The 16,519-nt window shown below is 69.8% G+C and carries 18 protein-coding genes; 15 read left to right on the forward strand and 3 right to left on the reverse strand.

Annotation, left to right across the window (positions count from 1 at the left end; genetic code table 11):
- Positions 1–16 precede the first annotated feature (16 nt).
- Positions 17–790: a dienelactone hydrolase family protein gene (locus R9X41_RS06955; protein ID WP_318634154.1), complete on the forward strand. Its 774-nt coding sequence runs from the start codon at positions 17–19 to the stop codon at positions 788–790.
- Positions 787–1,989, forward strand: a complete 1,203-nt coding sequence (locus R9X41_RS06960; RefSeq protein ID WP_318634155.1) for an acyl-CoA dehydrogenase family protein — start codon at positions 787–789, stop codon at positions 1,987–1,989. The genes R9X41_RS06955 and R9X41_RS06960 overlap by 4 nt, the downstream gene beginning before the upstream one ends.
- Positions 1,990–2,016: 27 nt before the next feature.
- On the opposite strand, the gene R9X41_RS06965 is transcribed toward R9X41_RS06960, so the two are convergent.
- Positions 2,017–3,699: a thiamine pyrophosphate-binding protein gene (locus R9X41_RS06965; protein ID WP_318634156.1), complete on the reverse strand. Its 1,683-nt coding sequence runs from the start codon at positions 3,697–3,699 to the stop codon at positions 2,017–2,019.
- Between the two features lie 20 nt (positions 3,700–3,719).
- Here R9X41_RS06965 and R9X41_RS06970 point away from each other — a divergent pair, with 20 nt between their 5' ends.
- From R9X41_RS06970 to R9X41_RS07030, 13 genes are all read left to right on the forward strand, one after another.
- Positions 3,720–3,845 (forward strand): hypothetical protein, encoded by a 126-nt coding sequence (locus R9X41_RS06970; RefSeq protein ID WP_318634157.1) that lies wholly within the window; start codon positions 3,720–3,722, stop codon positions 3,843–3,845.
- Positions 3,842–4,948: a mandelate racemase/muconate lactonizing enzyme family protein gene (locus R9X41_RS06975; RefSeq protein WP_318634158.1), complete on the forward strand. Its 1,107-nt coding sequence runs from the start codon at positions 3,842–3,844 to the stop codon at positions 4,946–4,948. Before R9X41_RS06970 ends, R9X41_RS06975 begins: the two co-directional genes overlap by 4 nt.
- 44 nt (positions 4,949–4,992) lie before the next feature.
- A complete protein-coding gene (locus R9X41_RS06980; RefSeq protein ID WP_318634159.1) occupies positions 4,993–5,184 on the forward strand; it encodes a 2-hydroxymuconate tautomerase in 192 nt (63 codons plus the stop codon).
- A gap of 49 nt (positions 5,185–5,233) precedes the next feature.
- Complete coding sequence (locus tag R9X41_RS06985) at positions 5,234–6,421, forward strand: ABC transporter substrate-binding protein (RefSeq protein WP_318634160.1); 1,188 nt, start codon at positions 5,234–5,236, stop codon at positions 6,419–6,421.
- A 37-nt stretch (positions 6,422–6,458) separates the two neighbouring features.
- Positions 6,459–7,319 (forward strand): branched-chain amino acid ABC transporter permease, encoded by an 861-nt coding sequence (locus tag R9X41_RS06990; RefSeq protein ID WP_318634161.1) that lies wholly within the window; start codon positions 6,459–6,461, stop codon positions 7,317–7,319.
- Positions 7,316–8,386: a branched-chain amino acid ABC transporter permease gene (locus tag R9X41_RS06995; RefSeq protein WP_318634162.1), complete on the forward strand. Its 1,071-nt coding sequence runs from the start codon at positions 7,316–7,318 to the stop codon at positions 8,384–8,386. The genes R9X41_RS06990 and R9X41_RS06995 overlap by 4 nt, the downstream gene beginning before the upstream one ends.
- A complete protein-coding gene (locus R9X41_RS07000) occupies positions 8,383–9,204 on the forward strand; it encodes an ABC transporter ATP-binding protein (protein WP_318634163.1) in 822 nt (273 codons plus the stop codon). Before R9X41_RS06995 ends, R9X41_RS07000 begins: the two co-directional genes overlap by 4 nt.
- 2 nt (positions 9,205–9,206) lie before the next feature.
- Positions 9,207–9,995: an ABC transporter ATP-binding protein gene (locus R9X41_RS07005; RefSeq protein ID WP_318634164.1), complete on the forward strand. Its 789-nt coding sequence runs from the start codon at positions 9,207–9,209 to the stop codon at positions 9,993–9,995.
- Between the two features lie 34 nt (positions 9,996–10,029).
- A complete protein-coding gene (locus R9X41_RS07010) occupies positions 10,030–11,130 on the forward strand; it encodes a mandelate racemase/muconate lactonizing enzyme family protein (RefSeq protein ID WP_318634165.1) in 1,101 nt (366 codons plus the stop codon).
- A gap of 38 nt (positions 11,131–11,168) precedes the next feature.
- Positions 11,169–12,038, forward strand: a complete 870-nt coding sequence (locus R9X41_RS07015; RefSeq protein ID WP_318634166.1) for an IclR family transcriptional regulator — start codon at positions 11,169–11,171, stop codon at positions 12,036–12,038.
- A gap of 152 nt (positions 12,039–12,190) precedes the next feature.
- On the forward strand, positions 12,191–12,994 hold the full coding sequence (locus R9X41_RS07020; protein ID WP_318634167.1) for an SDR family oxidoreductase: 804 nt from the start codon (positions 12,191–12,193) through the stop codon (positions 12,992–12,994).
- Positions 12,995–13,028: 34 nt separating this feature from the next.
- Positions 13,029–14,003 (forward strand): Bug family tripartite tricarboxylate transporter substrate binding protein, encoded by a 975-nt coding sequence (locus tag R9X41_RS07025; RefSeq protein ID WP_318634168.1) that lies wholly within the window; start codon positions 13,029–13,031, stop codon positions 14,001–14,003.
- Between the two features lie 51 nt (positions 14,004–14,054).
- Positions 14,055–14,579 carry a YybH family protein gene (locus R9X41_RS07030; RefSeq protein WP_318634169.1) on the forward strand — a complete coding sequence of 175 codons (525 nt, stop codon included), beginning with the start codon at positions 14,055–14,057 and terminating at the stop codon, positions 14,577–14,579.
- Positions 14,580–14,608: 29 nt separating this feature from the next.
- Here R9X41_RS07030 and R9X41_RS07035 read toward each other — a convergent pair whose 3' ends face one another.
- Together R9X41_RS07035 and R9X41_RS07040 are read right to left on the reverse strand one after the other, a co-directional pair.
- A complete protein-coding gene (locus R9X41_RS07035; RefSeq protein WP_318635168.1) occupies positions 14,609–15,508 on the reverse strand; it encodes a LysR substrate-binding domain-containing protein in 900 nt (299 codons plus the stop codon).
- A gap of 91 nt (positions 15,509–15,599) precedes the next feature.
- Positions 15,600–16,400 carry a crotonase/enoyl-CoA hydratase family protein gene (locus R9X41_RS07040; RefSeq protein WP_318634170.1) on the reverse strand — a complete coding sequence of 267 codons (801 nt, stop codon included), beginning with the start codon at positions 16,398–16,400 and terminating at the stop codon, positions 15,600–15,602.
- Between the last annotated feature and the right edge of the window lie 119 nt (positions 16,401–16,519).

The following is a 16,519-nucleotide window of genomic DNA, read 5'->3' on the forward strand; positions in this document are numbered from 1 at the left end:
CGATTTCGGAGACAACATGCAGGAACGAACCGTCGACATCCAGACCGGCGCAGGCACCATGAACACCTACATCTACCACCCCGACGGCGACGGGCCGTTCCCGGTGGTGGTGATGTACATGGACTCGATCGGCGTGCGCGAGGAACTGGCCGACATGTGCCGGCGCATCGCCACCACGGGCTACTACGTGATCATGCCCAACCTCTACTACCGCACCCACCGCTCGGTGGACATCGACCCGACCCGCATCCTCGACCCGGCCTATCACGAGAAGTTCGTGCTGTTGTGGGACCTCATCGGCGCCTTGAGCAACCGCATGGTCGAGGAAGACACCGCGGTGCTGTTCGACTTCATCGACGGCGAGCGCCACGCGCGCAACGGTCCGCTCGGCATCGTGGGCTACTGCATGAGCGGGCCTTTCGTGTTCCGGTTGGCCGGTGCCTATCCGGAGCGGGTGGCCTGCTCGGCATCGGTGTACGGCGTGCACCTGGTCACCGACCAACCCGACTCGCCGCACCTGCTGGCCGGGCGCATCCGGGGAGAGATGTACTTCGCCTGCGCCGAGCACGACAAATACGTGGAAGCCGCCGAGCTCGACGCCCTGCGCCGGGTGATCGCCGACACCGGCATCAACGGCCGGGTGGAGATCTACGAGCAGCGCGACCACGGCTTCGCCTTCCCGGCGCGCAAGGCTTTTCACAAGGGCGCGACCGAGCGGCACTGGGAGCGGCTGTTCGACATGTTCGACCGCACCGTGCGCAACGCGCCGAGGCAGGAGGCGGTCGCATGAAGGAACTCGCGCCCTGGGAACTGCCTTTCTTCACGTCGGGGCACGACGAGGTGCTGGAGGCCATGCGCCGCTGGCGCGCTGCCTTTCCGGCGCTGCAGGCGCACATCGCGACCATGCCGCTCGACGCCCAGTGCCGCGCGGTGCTGCAGGCGCTGGGCGACGCCGGACTGCTGCGCTACGCGGTCGCCGGCAACGGCGGCGAGGGCGGAGGCGAAGGCAGTAGCGGCGTCATCGACGTGCGTTCGGCCTGCCTGGTGCGCGAAGCCCTGGCCTACGACAGCGTGCTGGCCGACTTCGTCTTCGCCATGCAGGGCATCGGCTCGGCGGCGATCTGGCTGTTCGGCAGCGACGAGCTCCGCCGCCGCTATCTGCCCGGCATCCGCGACGGCTCGCGCTGCGCGGCCTTCGCCATGTCGGAGCCGGACGGCAGCTCCGACGTGGCCGGCCTGTCGACCCGCGCCCGCATCGACGGCGACGACTACGTGATCGACGGCGCCAAGGCCTGGATCTCCAACGGCGGCATCGCCGACCAGTACATCGTGATCGCCCGGACCGAAGACGTGCAGGGCGGCGGCGGGCTATCGGCCATCGTGGTGGACGGCGACACGCCGGGGCTGGTGATCGAATCGCGCACCGAGATCATCTCGCCGCATCCCATCGCGACGATCCGTTTCACCGGCTGCCGGGTGCCGCGCACCCAGCTCATCGGCGAAGCCGGCCGGGGTTTCAAGATGGCCATGGCCACGCTCGACTTCTTTCGCGCCTCGGTGGGCGCGGCAGCTACCGGCGTCGCCCGCCGCGCGCTCGACGAAACCTTGCAACGCGTCGCCGGCCGGCAGCTGTTCGGCACACCCATGGCCGAGATGGATACGGTGCGCATGAAGATCGCCGACATGGCGCTGGAGCTGGACACCGCCGCGCTGCTCACCTACCGCGCCGCCTGGCTCAAGGACACCTCCCGGCGTTCGGCCACGCGAGAGATCGCCATGGCCAAGCTCGGCGCCACCGAAGCCGCGCAGCGGGTGGTGGACGCGGCGGTGCAGCTCTTCGGCGGCACCGGCGTGAGCCAGGGCTCGATCATCGAGCAGCTCTACCGCGACATCCGGCCGATGCGCATCTACGAAGGCGCCTCGGAGGTGCAGAAGCTGATCATCGGCAAGCGGACGCTGGCCGCGGGCGTGGCGGTCGTCGGGCCCTGAGCGGACGGGCGCCGCGCCCGTGCCGCATCAGCGCCCGGCCGCCACCGCCGCGGCGCGGATCTCGCTCAGGCTGGCGGCCGGCGTCAGGGCTTCCGGGTCGACCTTGCAATGCACGATGGCCGGCAGGCCTGACGCCACCGCTCGCTCGAAGGCGGCCGCGAACTCGTCGGTGCGATTGACCGTCTCGCCGTGCCCGCCGAAGGCGCGGGCATAGGCCGCGAAGTCCGGGTTGCGCAGCTGCGTGGCGCTGACCCGTCCGGGGTACTCGCGCTCCTGGTGCATGCGGATCGTGCCGAACATGCCGTTGTCCACCACGATCACCACGATCGCCAGGCCGTACTGCACGGCGGTGGCGAATTCCTGCCCGTTCATCAGAAAGCAGCCGTCGCCGGCGAACGCCACCACCGTGCGTTCCGGATGCAGGCGCTTGGCGCCCACGGCGGCCGGCACGCCGTAGCCCATCGAGCCGGAGGTTGGCGCCAACTGGGTGCCGTAGCGGCGGAACGGTAAAAAGCGGTGAACCCAAATCGCGTAGTTGCCCGCGCCATTGCAGACGATGGCGTCGGCCGGCAGCACCTGCGCCAGGTGGGCCATGACGGCGGCCATCTGCAGATCGCCCGGCGAGCGCACCGAGGCCGGGTCGGCGTAGGCGATTTGCGCCTGGCGGGCCTGGCGCAAGGCGTCGCCGCGCGCCGGGTCGGTGTCGGGCTCGATCGAAGACAGCGCCTGCACCAGCGCCTCGGGCGTGGCGCAGATTTCCAGGTCGGCCTGGTAGACCCTGCCGAGCTCCGCCGGATCCGGCAACACATGCACCAGCCGGCGCGACGACCGCGGAATGCCGAACAGGGTGTAACCCTGGCTGGGCGCTTCCGACATGCGCGCGCCGAGCAGCAGCACCAGGTCGGACTGCTCGAAGCAGGCGCGCAGGCCGGGCGAGATGGAATAGCCGAAGTCGCCGACGTAGTTGGGATGGTCGGCCGCGAACAGCATCTGCCGCCGCAGCGACACCGCCACCGGCAGCTGCAGCGACTCGGCGATGCGCGCGAAGGCCTGCACGCTTTGTTCGGTCCAGCGCGAACCGCCCAGAATCGCCAGCGGCCGTTTGGCTTTGGCGATCGTGGCGAGCAGCTCGGCCACCTGGTCGGGACCGGGATGCGCCTGCACCGCGTGCGCCATGGCGGCGTCCTCGGTCGCGGCCTGTTCGCGCAGCATGTCCTCGGGCAGGCCGATCACCACCGGGCCGCAGCGCCCGGACACCGCCAGGTGCACCGCCCGCGACACCACTTCCGGAATGCGGCCGGGCTCGTCGATCTCGGTGGCCCATTTGGCCAGAGGCCCGAAGGTGGCACGGTAGTCGAGCTCCTGCAGCGCGTCGCGTTCGCGCACGTGGCGCTCGACCTGGCCGACGAACACCAGCAGCGGCGTGGAGTCGTGCCGGGCAATGTGGATTCCTGGCGCCGCGTTGGTCGCGCCCGGCCCGCGTGTCACGAAGCAGGCGGCGGGCCGGCCGGTGAGCTTGCCGTGGGCCTCGGCCATCATCGTCGCGCCGCCTTCCTGGCGGCAGACGGTGACCTCGATATCCGAATCGTGCAGCGCGTCGAGCACCGCCAGGAAGCTCTCGCCGGGCACGCAGAACACATGCCGGATGCCATGGATGCGGAGCTGGTCGACCAGGATCTGGCCGCCGGTGCGAAGGGTTGGAGTGGGCATGGCGATATCCAATGAATGAAATGAAAGTGTCGCTGAATGACTGTTTTTGTTTCATTGGGGTTTTACAGGGCACAAGAAAAATTGCTTTGGATGAAAAATTGCCGCCATTGGATGACGCCGAGCATCCGCAGGAGACCGATCCGTGAGCCACCCCTCGCTGCGCATCACCGATGTGCGCATCGCCCTCATCGAACTTCCCCTGGCCAAGCCGCTGCGCACGGCCATCCACGAGATCAGCCGGGCAGCCACGCTGATGGTCAGCGTCGACACCGATGCGGGTCTCACCGGCGAGGGCTACGGCTTCTGCTTCGACCTGGAGAAGCTCAAGGCCATCGCGCAGATGTGCGCCAGCCTCAGGGGCCACCTGGTCGGCCGCGATCCGCACGACGTGGAAGCCATCTGGGCCGGCATGCTGAAGTCGCTCAATTTCTACGGCCAGGCGGGTGTGGCGGTGCTGGCGATGAACCCGCTCGACATCGCCTGCTGGGACCTCATCGGCCAGGCCGCCGAACGCCCGCTCTACCAGCTTTTCGGCGCCTGCCGCGACCGGGTGCCGGTATATGCCAGCGCCGGCCTGTGGCTGTCGGCCGATATCGACGAACTGCGCGCCGAGGCCGCCGGCTTCGTGCGGCAGGGCTTCAAGGCGATGAAGATGCGCCTGGGTTCGGCCCGCTGGCAGGACGACGTGGAGCGGGTGGCGGCGGTGCGCGAGGTGATCGGCGCCGATTTCACGCTGATGGCCGATGCCAACCAGAGCCTGTCGGCGGTGGCGGCGCTGCGCCTGGCCCGGGCGCTGGAGCCCTTCGACCTGGCCTGGTTCGAGGAGCCCATGCCCACGTGGTGCCACAAGGAAACCGCCGCGCTGGCCCGGGCGCTCGACACGCCCATCGCCAACGGCGAGACCGAATACACCCGCTACGGCGTGCGCGCCATGGTGGAGGCCGGGGCGGCCGACATCATGATGCCGGACCTCCAGCGCATGGGCGGCTACACCGAGATGCGCAAGGCCATGGCCTACCTGGCCACGCTCGACATCCCCGTCGCGCCACACATCTTCACCGAGCACAGCCTGCACCTGGTGGCCTCGGCGCCCAACGCGATCTACGCCGAACACATGCCCTGGTTCGAGCCGATGTTCCAGGAGCGCATGGTGCTCGGCGCCGACGGCCTGGTCGACCTGCCGAAAGGCCCGGGCACCGGTTTCCGCTTCGACTGGAACGCGGTCGACGCGTGGCGCGTCGCGCCCTGACATCCGCCGCTTTCGGCCTTCATACCAACGACAGGAGACAACCCATGCCCATCATCCAGATCACGCTCATCGCCGGCCGCTCGGACGAGCAGAAGCAGGCGATGTATGCCGCCGTCACCGAGGCGGTGCACACCACGCTGGGCGCGCCCAAGGAGGCGGTCCGGATCATGGTCAACGAGATCCCGCCGCAGCATTTCGCGGTGGCCGGCGTGGCCAAGAAGGGGCCTTCGTCCTGACGGCGCGCCTGCGCTTTCCGCTTCCCTCCAACGAAAAAAGAGACAGACCATGAACCGCAGAACCGTGCTGAACCGGGCGCTGTCCGGCGCCTTTATTTCCCTGGCCTTCGCCGTGCCGCTGGCGGCGCACGCGGCCGACCCGATCCGCATCGGGTGGCTGTCCTCGCTGACCGGCGCGCTGTCGTCGGCCGCCATCGCCGAGAACCAGGGCGTGCAGTTCGCGATCGACGAGATCAACAACGCCGGCGGCATCAACGGCAGCAAGCTCGAACTGCTGACCCGCGACACGGTGGGCGACCCGACCAAGGCGGTGAACCTGGCCAACCAGCTGATCCACAGCGACAAGGTGGCCTTCATCATCGGCCCGGTCAACTCCGGCGAATCGCTGGCGACGGTGCCGGTGGTGTCGCGCGCGGGCATTCCCAACATCGTGATCGGCTCGGTCGACGAGCTGATCGACCCGGTGAAGTATCCGCGCGCCTTCCGGGTCATCAGCAGCAACGAGCAGTGGGTGCGCAACGGCAACGACTACGCCACCAAGACGCTGAAGAAGACCAAGGTGGCGATCATCGCCGACACCACCGGCTACGGCGTGGCCACCGCCAAGAAGGCCGCAGCGCTGCTGGAGGCGCAGGGCATCAAGCCGGTGTATTCGGTGGTGGTCGACGCCAACAAGACCAGCCTCACCGACGAGATGACCAAGGCGCGCGAGGCCGGCGCCGACGTGGTCATGCCGTGGTCGGCGGCCACCGGCCTGCTGGCGCGGGTGCTCAACGCGCGCGGCGACATGCAGTGGAACGTGCCGGTGGTGGGCCATCCGGCCATCATGGGCACGCCGATCAAGGCGCTGCTCAACGCGCCCGGCTACTGGGAAAACACCTTCTCGGTCGGCTACGCCAGCACCACCTACGACGCCAACGGCCAGCTGCCCGCGGCCACCCGCAAGCTGATGGAGGCGATCAAGCCCAAACTCGGCGGCAAGATCGACTTCACCTTCTGGTGGGTGGCCATGGGCTACGACACGGTGAAGGTGATCGAGCACGCGATCCGCACCGCCGGCTCCACCGATCCGGCCAAGATCCAGGCGGCGCTGGAGAAGACCCAGAAGCTGCCGGGCGTCTACGCGCCGTTCTACTCGTACGGCCTTAAGGAACGCAACGGCTTCCCGGACGAAGGCATCGCCATCAACCGCGCCAGCACCTTCAAGGACGGCAGCTTCGAAAGGGCGCCGCAATGAAGGCCGGCCTCGCGTATCGAGCCGGGGAGCGGCGGCCATGCTGACGGTGCTGGTCACCGGCCTGGCCATGGGAGCGCTGTACGCGGCGGCAGCGCTCGCCTACAACGTGATGTATTCCACCTCCAAGGTGCTGAGCGTCACCACCGGCCACATCTTCATGCTGAGCGGCGTGGCGGCGGCCTTCCTGATCGGCGAGCTCAAGATGCACTGGAGCATCGGCCTGCTCGGCGCGCTGGCGGTGTCGCTGGTCTTCGGCCTGCTCACCGAGATCGTCGCGATCCGCCGCGTGCTGGCCCGCTCCGACGAGCACCTGTGGCTGCTCAGCACGCTGGCGCTGGCCACCATCGTGCAGCAGGCGGTGGGCCTGTGGTGGGGCACCGAGCCCAAGCCGTTTCCGCGCCTCATCGCGCAGGACTTCACCGCCGGTCCGTGGGACCAGAAGTATTGGCTGCCGATCGCCGCGGTGGTGCTGATCACGGTCGCGCTGGAGCTGTTCTACCGGCGCACGCTCTTCGGCAAGATCTTCATCGCGGTGTCCGAGGACCCCTTCGCCGCGCGCGCCCGGGGCATCGCCACCGACCGGGTGCGGGCCGCGAGCTACGCCATCGCCGGCCTGATCGGCGGGGTGGCGGGCTTCGCGGCGGCGCAGCTCACCTACGCCTACTTCGCGCTCGGCCTGTCGCTCACGCTCAACGGCTTCATCGCGCTGGCGGTGGGCGGCCTGGGCAGCAACAGCGGTGCGCTGGTCGGCGGGGTGCTGCTGGGCCTGCTGACCAGTGTCGCCACCTACTACTTCGGCGGTGCCTACCAGCAGACCATCGCGGTCGGCCTGCTGATGGCGTTCCTGCTGCTCAAGCCCGAAGGTCTCTTCGGCAACAAGAAGGCCCGACTCGTATGAACGCCACCACCCATTCCCTGCCGGCGACCCAGGTGCCGGCGGCCGGCGGCGACTCGCCGCGCCCGCATCCGGGCCGGCGCCTGGCGCTGGCGGCGGTCGGCCTGGTGGCGCTGGCCACGCTGCCCTTCTGGGCCGGCGACGACTACCACCTGCACCTGGCCGCGCTCATCGCCACCTTCTGGATCCTGGTGGCGGGGCTCAACCTGGTGGTGGGCTACACCGGCCTGCTGTCGCTGGGCCACGTGGCGCTGCTGGCGATAGGCGCCTACGCCTTCGCGATACTGGCCGGCACGCACGGCTGGCCGCCCTTCGTCGCGCTGGCGGCGGCCGGCGTCATCGGGGCGGGCTGCGGTTTCGTGCTGGGTCTTCCTTCGCTGCGGCTGCCGGGCTTCTACTTCGCGATGGCGACGCTGGCCTTCTCCATGATCGTCGGCGAGTTCCTGCTGGCGCAGGACACCCTGACCGGCGGCGGCGCGGGCCTGCCGGTGCCGGCCTTCGGCGCGCCGTTCGACTCGCTGCGCGGCTTCTACTGGCTGGTCACCGGGCTGGCGGTGGCGGTGACCTGGCTCACCTGGAACGTCACCCGGCTGATGTGGGGCAAGGCCATGGTGGCGCTGCGCGACAGCGAGGTCGCCGCCGCTTCCACGGGGGTGCCGGCCTTCGGCATCAAGCTCACCGTCTACACCTTCAGCGGGGCCACGGCCGCCATCGGTGGCGCGCTGTTCGGCTCCCTGCAGAGCTACATCACGCCCGACACCTTCCATTTCGAGCTGGGCATGTTCTTCTTCATCTGCATCGTGATCGGCGGGCGGGGCGCGATCCTCGGGCCGCTGGTGGGCACCATCGTGCTGACGGCGCTGCCGGAGGTGGTGGCGCCGCTGGCCAAGCTCGGGCAGTTCTTCTACGGCGCGCTGCTGCTGGCGGTGGTGCTGTTGATTCCCGAGGGCATGGGCAGCCTGATCGGCGTGCTGCGCGAGAAGCTGCATCCGAGCCGCAACGTCAAGCAGGTGGTGGCGCCCGACCTGGCGCGCCTGGCCGCCGCCCTGCGCCAGGAGCCGCAGGCATGAGCGCCGCCACCTTGATGTCCGCCGAAGCGCCCCGGGTCGCGGCCGTGCCGGTGGCGGCCGGCCGCCACCTGCTGGAAGCCCACGAACTCAGCCGCAGCTTCGGCAACGTGCGCGCGGTCGACTCGGTGTCGCTTTCGTTGCACGGCGGCGAGGTGCACGGCCTGATCGGCCCCAACGGCAGCGGCAAGACCACCTTTCTCAACCTGCTCACCGGCTTCTACAAGGTCGACCAGGGCCGCATCACGGTCGACGGCCAGGACCTCACCGGCGCGGCGGTGCAGCGTCGCCCGGGCATGGGCATCGCCCGCACCTTCCAGAAGCCGCGCCTGCTCGGCAGCCTGAGCGTGCTCGACAACGCCATGCTCGGCGGCTGGGAACACACCACCGCCGGCTTCGTCTCCAGCGCGCTGGCGTTGCCCAAGGCACGCCGCGAGGCCCGCGCCGCCCGCGACCTGGCCGCCGAAATGCTGCACGGCGTGGGCCTGGGCCACATGCTCGACCGCAAGGCCAACCTGCTCGACCATGCCGAGCAGCGCTTCCTGGAGATCGCCCGGGGGCTGACCATGCGGCCGCGTTTCGTGCTGCTCGACGAGCCCGCCGGCGGCCTGACCGAGCACGAGATCGAGCAGCTCGCCGGCATCGTGCTCACCCTGCGCGACAGCGGCGTGGGCGTGCTGGTGGTGGAGCACCACACCGACTTCGTCTTCCGCGTCTGCAACCGGGTGACCACCCTGAACCTGGGCAAGAACATCGCCCACGGCACGCCCGAGGAGGTGCGCCGCCATCCGGAAGTCATCCGCGTCTACCTGGGAGCCTGAGCATGCCGACCACGATTCCCCTGGACGACGCCGTGCGCTCGTCCGTCCTTTCCACCGCGCCGCTGCCCGGCCGCACCGACAGCCCGGTGCTGCTGCAGGTGCAGGGCCTGCGTGTGGCCTACGGCAAGGCCGAAGTGGTGCATGGCGTCGACTTCGAGGTGCGGCGCGGCGAATTCGTCGTGCTGCTCGGCCGCAACGGCGCGGGCAAGAGCACCATGCTGCACGCCCTTTGCGGCCTGGTGCCCAAGAAGGCCGGGCAGGTGCGGTTCGACGGGCGCGACATCGGCGCGCTGGACCCGCGCGCCATCGTGCGGGCCGGCATCGTCAACGTGCTCGAAGGCCACCGGGTGTTCACCCAGCTCAGCGTGGAAGACAACCTGCTGGTGGGCACCTATGCCCGCAAGAGCAGCGGCGACCGCTCCCGGCTGGGCCGCGCCTACGAGCTGTTTCCCGAGCTGCACGAGCGGCGCCACCAGCTCGCCTCGCGCCTGAGCGGCGGCCAGCAGCAGATCCTGGCGGTGGCGCAGGGCATCATCGCCGAGCCGCAGCTGCTCATCCTCGACGAGCCCTCCGGCGGCCTGGCGCCCATCGTCATCGACCGCATCCTGAAGGTAGCGCGCGAGCTCTGCGATTCGGGCATTTCGATCCTGCTGGTCGAGCAGCTGGTGAAGGAAGCCCTCCAGTACGCCGACTACAGCTATCTCATCGAGACCGGCACCGTCGGCGGCCACGGCACACCGGCCGAAGTGCAGGCGGGCGAGCTGATCAGCCGCATCTACCTCGGCGGCTGAAAAAAGCGATCACGACAACCAGGAAAGCGGGTCCATGCGCATCACCGACATCGAGGCGATTCCCGTCGCCATTCCGTTCGAGCACGACGGCCCGCCCACCGGCTTCGGCGGCACCACCTGGCACCAGCTCGCCTACCTGCTGGTGAAGGTCTCCACCGAGGACGGCCTGACCGGCTGGGGAGAGGCCTTCGGCTACAACATCATTCCCGCCACCACCGCCGCGCTGATCCAGAACGTGAGGCCCCTGGCGATGGGGCGCGACGCGCGCGACATCGCCGGGCTCATGGAATCCCTGAAGAAGCCGTTGCATCTCTTCGGCCGCGGCGGCCCGGTGCAGTACGCCCTGAGCGGGCTGGACATCGCGCTGTGGGACCTGGCGGGCAAGCGCGCCGGCATGCCCCTGGCGCAGCTGCTGGGCGGCGCATCCCGCAGCGAAGTCGTGGCCTACAACAGCCTGCTGCGGCTCAACGACCCCCAGACCGTGGCGCGCGCCTGCGGCATCAGCCTGGAGCGGGGTTTCCGTCGCATCAAGCTGCACGAGGTGACGGTGGAGGCGGTGGCGGCCGCGCGGCAGGCGATCGGGCCGGACGTGGACCTGATGGTCGACGTCAACTGCGCCTGGCCGGCCGCCGAAGCGGTGGAGATGGCGCGCAAGCTCCAGCCCTATCGCCTGAAGTGGCTGGAAGAGCCGGTCTGGCCACCCGAGGATCTGGACGGCCTGATGCGCATCCGCGCGGCGACCGACGTGCCGATAGCGGTCGGCGAGAACATCGCCAACGTCTGGCAGTTCCGGCCGGCAGCCGCCTGCGAGGCCATCGACTACCTGCAGCCCAGCGTGACCAAGGTCGGCGGCATCACCGAGTTCTGTCAGGTCGCGATGCTGGCCGAAACCGCCGGCAAGCGGCTGGCACCGCATTCCCCGTATTTCGGCCCTGGCCTGCTCGCCACGCTACAGCTCGCGTCGCGCTACCCGGCGCTGATCGGCGGCATCGAATGCTTCGGCGTGCGGCTGGAGAACTCGCTCTTCGGCGACTACGGCGTGGCGCGCCGCGACGGCACCCTGGCCGTGCCGACCGGGCCGGGCCTGGGCTGCGACCCCGATCCGGCCCTGGTGGAGCGGTACCGGACGGCCTGAGGCGCGCGCTACATTCGGGGTTCATCGCCCGCTTTCCTATGCCCCGACCACGATCCGCCGCACCGGCAACGCCCGCCCCGGAGCCCACCCCGGCGCCAGAACCCGCCACCGCCAAGGGCGCCGACGCCCGGGCCGGTACGCTGCTGCGCGGGCTGGCCATCCTCGACCTGCTGATTCCCGCCGCGCAGCCGATGGCGCTCGGCGACATCGCTTCGCAAGTCGGCCTGGACCTGAGCACCACGCTGCGGCTGCTGCGCCAGCTCGAAGACAACGGCCGCGTCATCCGCGGTGCCGACGGCAAGCGCTACCTGGCCGCGCCCTCCACCCTGCGGCCGCTGCCGCTGCTGCACCCGCTCGAACAGCTGCGCCGCGAGGCCACGCCCATCCTGCGTGAACTCGCGGGCCGCATCTCGCAGACGGTGATCCTGGTGGTTTTCCTCGGCATGGAGCGCCTGGTGGTGGAGGTGGTGCAGACCCCCGGCTCACTCAGCCCCTACTACAGCACCTGGCTCAAGGGCCCGCTGCACGCGTCCGCACCCGGCAAGGCGCTGCTGCTCACGCTAGATGCCGAACAGCGCCAGGCCGCACTCGGCGAGCCGCCGTACCGCCGGTGGACCGAGCACACCATCGTCGACGAGAAAACGCTCGCCCGCGAACTCGCCGCCGCCGCCGACAGCGGCGTGGTGATGGTGCGCGACGAGTACTACCAGGGACTCAGCGCGGCCGCGGTCAACTTCAAGGGCTGGAGCGGCCGGGCGCTCGGCTGCATCGGCGTGACCGGCCATACGGCCGAGTTCACCGACGAGGCGGTGGCCACCATCACCCGCGAACTGCTGCACTGCGCCCGCCTCATGCCGCTGCAGGCCAGCGCCTTGCGCGCGGTCGAACAGCTCGGCGCCCGCTACTGACTCATCGGTTTCTTTGCAAATTAAATTGCAAAGAATGAAATAGATAAGTCGTTCGGCAAAACCCGAATTGTTCTGATCGATTCGCGGGAGGACCATGCACGCCATCGACGGAGACACGTCGAGGCCCTGCAATCCCGAGGAGACATGGTTCGATGAACTACGGCTTGGAAGGTCGGACGGCGCTCGTCTGCGCGTCGAGCAAAGGCCTCGGACGCGCCTGTGCCGAGGCCTTGGCGGAGGAGGGCGTGTCGCTGGTGTTGGTGGCGCGTGGCCCCGACGCACTGGAAGGCACCGCGCACGACATCCGCCAACGCTGGGGCGTGCAGGTGACCGCGGTGGCCGCCGACATCACCGAGCCGCAAGGCCGGGCCCGCGCGCTCGGTGCGGCCAGCGGCCATGCGCTCGGCACGGCCGGCGCATTCGACATCGTGGTGACCAACGCGGGCGGCCCGCCCGCCGGTGATTTCCGCGACTGGGACACCGGCGTCTGGCAGGCCGCGCTCAACGCCAACATGCTCACCCCGATCGAGCTGATGCGCGCCACCATCGACGGCATGTCCGCGCGTGGCTGGGGCCGCATCGTCAACATCACCAGTACGGCGGTGAAGGCGCCGAGCCCCTACCTCGGCCTGTCCAACGGCGCGCGCGCCGGCCTCACCGGCTTCGTCGCCGGCTTGGCGCGGCAGGTGGCGCCCACGGGCGTGACGATCAACAACCTGCTGCCCGGCACTTTCGCCACCGACCGCCTGGCCGGCAACCTGGTGGCCGGCGCCCGGCAGGCGGGCATGGAACACGAGGCCTATGTCGACATGCGGCGCCAGGCGATACCCGCGCGCCGCTTCGGCGATGCCGCCGAGTTCGGCGCGGCCTGCGCCTTTCTCTGCAGCCGGCAGGCCGCCTACATCACCGGCCAGAACCTGTTGATCGACGGCGGTGCCTACCCCGGCACCTTCTGAGCGCAGGAACCCATCCAAGAAAAAAGGAGACCCGATGTTTTCGCCCATCCCCCTCGGCCGGCGGGCAGTGCTGGCCGGCGGCCTCGCCGCTCTCGCCGCGCCGGCGTTCGCCCAGGCCTGGCCGAACAAGCCGATCCGGCTCGTCATTCCCTTCGCGCCGGGCGGGGTGACCGACATGGTCGGCCGCGTGCTCGCGCAAGGGCTTGCTGCCGAGCTCGGCCAGCCGGTGGTGGCCGAGAACCGCGCGGGCGCCAGCGGCCTGCCCGGCGCCGAATTCGTCGCCAAGTCGGCGCCCGACGGCTACACGCTGATGATCGGCAACATCTCCACCCTGGCGGTCAACGCCGCCGCCTTCGCCAGGCTGCCCTACGACCCGCAGGCAAGCTTCGCCTTCATCTCGATGGCAGCGCGCCAGCCGCTGATCGTGGCGGTCAACCCGCAGGTGGAAGCGCGCACGCTGGCCGAGCTGGTGAAGCTGGCCAAGGCGCGGCCGGACAGCCTGAACTTCGGCTCGGCCGGCGCCTCGCTGCAGCTGGCCACCGAGGCGTTCAACCAGGCCGCCGGCCTGCGCATGACCCACGTGCCCTACAAGGGCAGTGGCCCGGCCATGACCGACCTGGTGGCCGGCAACATCCAGGTGCTGTTCGATGCCTTCTCCTCGCTGCAGCCCTTCGTGCAGAGCGACCGGGTGCGCGCCCTGGCGATCACCTCCAGCCAGCGCTCGCCGCTGGCGCCGGAACTGCCGACCCTGGTCGAGCTGGGCTATCCCGAGGTCGACGTGACCTCCTGGCAGGCGCTGGTGGCGCCGGCAGGCACGCCGCCGACAGTCGTCGCGCGACTCAACGAGGCGTTGCGCAAGGTGATCGACGCACCGGCCACGCGAGCGCAGTTCGCGCGCCAGGGCGTGGAGGCGCAGGCCTCCAGTCCGGAGCAGCTGCGCGACTTCGCCGCCACCGAGCTGCAGCGCTGGCGCCAGGTGGCCAAGCGCGCCAACCTCAAGCCCGAGTGAGGGGCGCGTTCTCTCTTTCATTCACCCGATGCCGATCCGGCAGGAGTTTCCATGTCCACCAATGCCATTCATCGACGCGGCGTTTTCGCCGTGACCGGCGCGGCCCTCTCGCTCGCCGGCCTGGCCCTCACGGCCGGATGCGCGACCGATCCGTCTGGCCTGTCCGCCGCCCGCGATGACAGCGGCGTGCGCGAAGTCATCGAAGGCCGCCGCCTGGCCTGGAACGCGCAGGACGTGTCCGGCTACGGCCGGCTGCTGGCGGCCGACGCCGAACTGACCAGCGCCACCGGCAAGACGGCCTACGGGCGCGACGAGATCCTGCGGCTCTACGTGGAGCAGCGCCAGGGTGTCTACCGCGACGCCTCGCTGCCCTCCACCGTGGTCGAGCGCATCAAGTTCATCACCGACGACGTGGCGGTAGCCGAGGCTACCTTCGTGCTGGCCGGCGTGCGCTCGGCCGACGGCGCCACGCTGGCGCCGGTGGAGGGCACCAACAGCTATCTGCTGGTGCGGCAGTCGGGCCGCTGGCTGATCTCGTCGATGCGCGGGGTGCCGCGCAAATCGTTCACGCAGTGATCGGCAACGCGCCGGCGCTCTGCCGGCGCTCAGCCAGAGATGCCGTATTCGCGCGCGGCCGTGGCCCGGAATCGTTGCGCGGCGGCGCTTTCGCGCTCGGGCTTGTGCGCCAGCGCCAGGCCGATGCGGGTGACCTCGGGCAGGTCGGTCAACTCGCGGAACACGATCTTGTGGCTGGTGAAACGCTGGGTCACCGAAGGCACCAGGCCCACGCCGAGGCCGCTCTCCACCATGGCCAGCACGGTCTGGATCTGGGTGGCCTGCTGGGCCACCTGCGGCACGAAACCGCAGTGCTGGCAGGCGAGCATGGCCGCGCTGTGCAGGCCGGCGGCGAACACCGGGCTGTACATGACGAAAGGCTCGCCCGCCAGTTCGGCCAGTGCCAGGTCGGCGCGGGCGGCCAGCGGGTTGCCGCGCGGGATGGCGGCGACGAAGCGGTCCTGCTCCAGCAGCAGGATGCGGGCGGAGGACTGCTGCAGCAGCGGTGTGCGCACCAGGCCGACGTCGAGCTCGTCGTTGTCGATCTGCTGCAGGATGGCCGCCGAGGTGAGTTCGCGCAGCACCAGTTCCACGCCAGGGTATTCGGCACGGAACAAGGGCACCAAACGCTGCAGCAGGCCGGCACTGGTGGAGCCGACGAAGCCCACCAGCAGCCGCCCGGTGGTGCCGTGGGCGGCGCTGGCGGCCTGCTCGCGGAACTGCTCGGTATGGAAGAGCAGTCGCCGCGCGTCGGAGAGCGCGGCGCGGCCGCTCTCGGTAAGCGTCACGCCGGCGCTGCTGCGGTTGAACAGGCGGGTGCCGAGTTCGGTCTCCAGCTTCTGGATGGAAACCGACAGCGGCGGCTGGGCCATGTGCAGCCGTTCGGCGGCACGGTGGAAGTTGAGGGTTTCCGCCAGCACCACGAAGTGGCGGATGCGTCGCAGGTCCATCGGTATCGCTCGGGAGGGCGCGTGGTCGGGGTCCTGGAGCATAGCGTGACCCCTCGTCGCGACCGGGCGATGCGTGGCGGCGCGGCGCCGTTCAGCGGCCGAACTGCGGCGTGCGCTTTTCCAGGAAGGCGGAGACCGCCTCGCGGTGGTCGGCCGTCTGGTGCGAGAGCGCCTGGAACACGGCCGACAGCTCCAGCACCGAGTCGAGCCGGGAATGCAGGCTTTCGCGGATCAGGCGCTTGGTCATGCGCACCGCGTGCGGTGGATTGGCGGCGATGCGTGCGGCGATCTCCTGCGCGGTCGGCAGCAGTTGCTCGGCCGGCACCACGCGCGACACCAGGTTCCAGGCCAGCGCCGTGGCCGCGTCGATGGTCTCGCCGGTGAACGACATCTCCGATGCCCGCGCCAACCCGATCGCCTTGGGCAGCAGCCAGGCGCCGCCGTCGCCGGCCACGATGCCGAGCTTGACGAAGCTCTCGGCGAACTTGGCATGCTCCGACGCGATGCGAATGTCGCACATGCAGGCCAGGTCCAGGCCGGCGCCCACGGCCGCGCCGTTGACCGCCGCGATCACCGGCACCTCCAGGTTGAACAGTGCCAGCGGCAGGCGCTGGATGCCGGCGCGGTAGTCGCGGCGGATGCGCAGGCCGTCGGCGTCGGCGGCCTGCTGCTGCATGGTGCGGATGTCGCCGCCGGCACTGAAGGCGGTGCCCGCGCCGGTGAGGATCACCGCGCGCACGGTGTCGTCGGCCTCGATGCGCGCGATGGCCGCCAGCAGCTCGTCGACCAGGCCGTTGCCGGTCAGCGGGTTGCGTTTGGCCGGGTCGTTGAGCGTGAGGGTGACGATGTGCCCGGACTGTTCGTAGAGGAGGGTGCTGGGGGTGTCGGCCATGTTGCTCCGTGGAATGGACTTGAATACACGGGCGAGCTTAGGACGGATGGGTGAGGCGGTCCAATATCGATTTGATGACCGGCGATACCGATCGTTGATCGCCGCCGTCGAAAGCTCAG

Origin of the sequence: Xylophilus sp. GOD-11R, from assembly GCF_033546935.1 — a bacterium.
GTDB lineage: Bacteria > Pseudomonadota > Gammaproteobacteria > Burkholderiales > Burkholderiaceae_C > Xylophilus.

Bases quoted from the DNA above. Each gene is read 5' to 3' on its own strand.
- R9X41_RS06955 (WP_318634154.1), top strand. From the start codon at position 17: ATGCAGGAACGAACCGTCGACATCCAGACCGGCGCAGGCACCATGAAC.
- R9X41_RS06960 (WP_318634155.1), top strand. From the start codon at position 787: ATGAAGGAACTCGCGCCCTGGGAACTGCCTTTCTTCACGTCGGGGCAC.
- R9X41_RS06965 (WP_318634156.1), bottom strand. From the start codon at position 3,699: ATGCCCACTCCAACCCTTCGCACCGGCGGCCAGATCCTGGTCGACCAG.
- R9X41_RS06970 (WP_318634157.1), top strand. From the start codon at position 3,720: ATGAAAGTGTCGCTGAATGACTGTTTTTGTTTCATTGGGGTTTTACAG.
- R9X41_RS06980 (WP_318634159.1), top strand. From the start codon at position 4,993: ATGCCCATCATCCAGATCACGCTCATCGCCGGCCGCTCGGACGAGCAG.
- R9X41_RS06985 (WP_318634160.1), top strand. From the start codon at position 5,234: ATGAACCGCAGAACCGTGCTGAACCGGGCGCTGTCCGGCGCCTTTATT.
- R9X41_RS06990 (WP_318634161.1), top strand. From the start codon at position 6,459: ATGCTGACGGTGCTGGTCACCGGCCTGGCCATGGGAGCGCTGTACGCG.
- R9X41_RS06995 (WP_318634162.1), top strand. From the start codon at position 7,316: ATGAACGCCACCACCCATTCCCTGCCGGCGACCCAGGTGCCGGCGGCC.
- R9X41_RS07000 (WP_318634163.1), top strand. From the start codon at position 8,383: ATGAGCGCCGCCACCTTGATGTCCGCCGAAGCGCCCCGGGTCGCGGCC.
- R9X41_RS07005 (WP_318634164.1), top strand. From the start codon at position 9,207: ATGCCGACCACGATTCCCCTGGACGACGCCGTGCGCTCGTCCGTCCTT.
- R9X41_RS07010 (WP_318634165.1), top strand. From the start codon at position 10,030: ATGCGCATCACCGACATCGAGGCGATTCCCGTCGCCATTCCGTTCGAG.
- R9X41_RS07015 (WP_318634166.1), top strand. From the start codon at position 11,169: ATGCCCCGACCACGATCCGCCGCACCGGCAACGCCCGCCCCGGAGCCC.
- R9X41_RS07020 (WP_318634167.1), top strand. From the start codon at position 12,191: ATGAACTACGGCTTGGAAGGTCGGACGGCGCTCGTCTGCGCGTCGAGC.
- R9X41_RS07025 (WP_318634168.1), top strand. From the start codon at position 13,029: ATGTTTTCGCCCATCCCCCTCGGCCGGCGGGCAGTGCTGGCCGGCGGC.
- R9X41_RS07030 (WP_318634169.1), top strand. From the start codon at position 14,055: ATGTCCACCAATGCCATTCATCGACGCGGCGTTTTCGCCGTGACCGGC.
- R9X41_RS07035 (WP_318635168.1), bottom strand. From the start codon at position 15,508: ATGGACCTGCGACGCATCCGCCACTTCGTGGTGCTGGCGGAAACCCTC.
- R9X41_RS07040 (WP_318634170.1), bottom strand. From the start codon at position 16,400: ATGGCCGACACCCCCAGCACCCTCCTCTACGAACAGTCCGGGCACATC.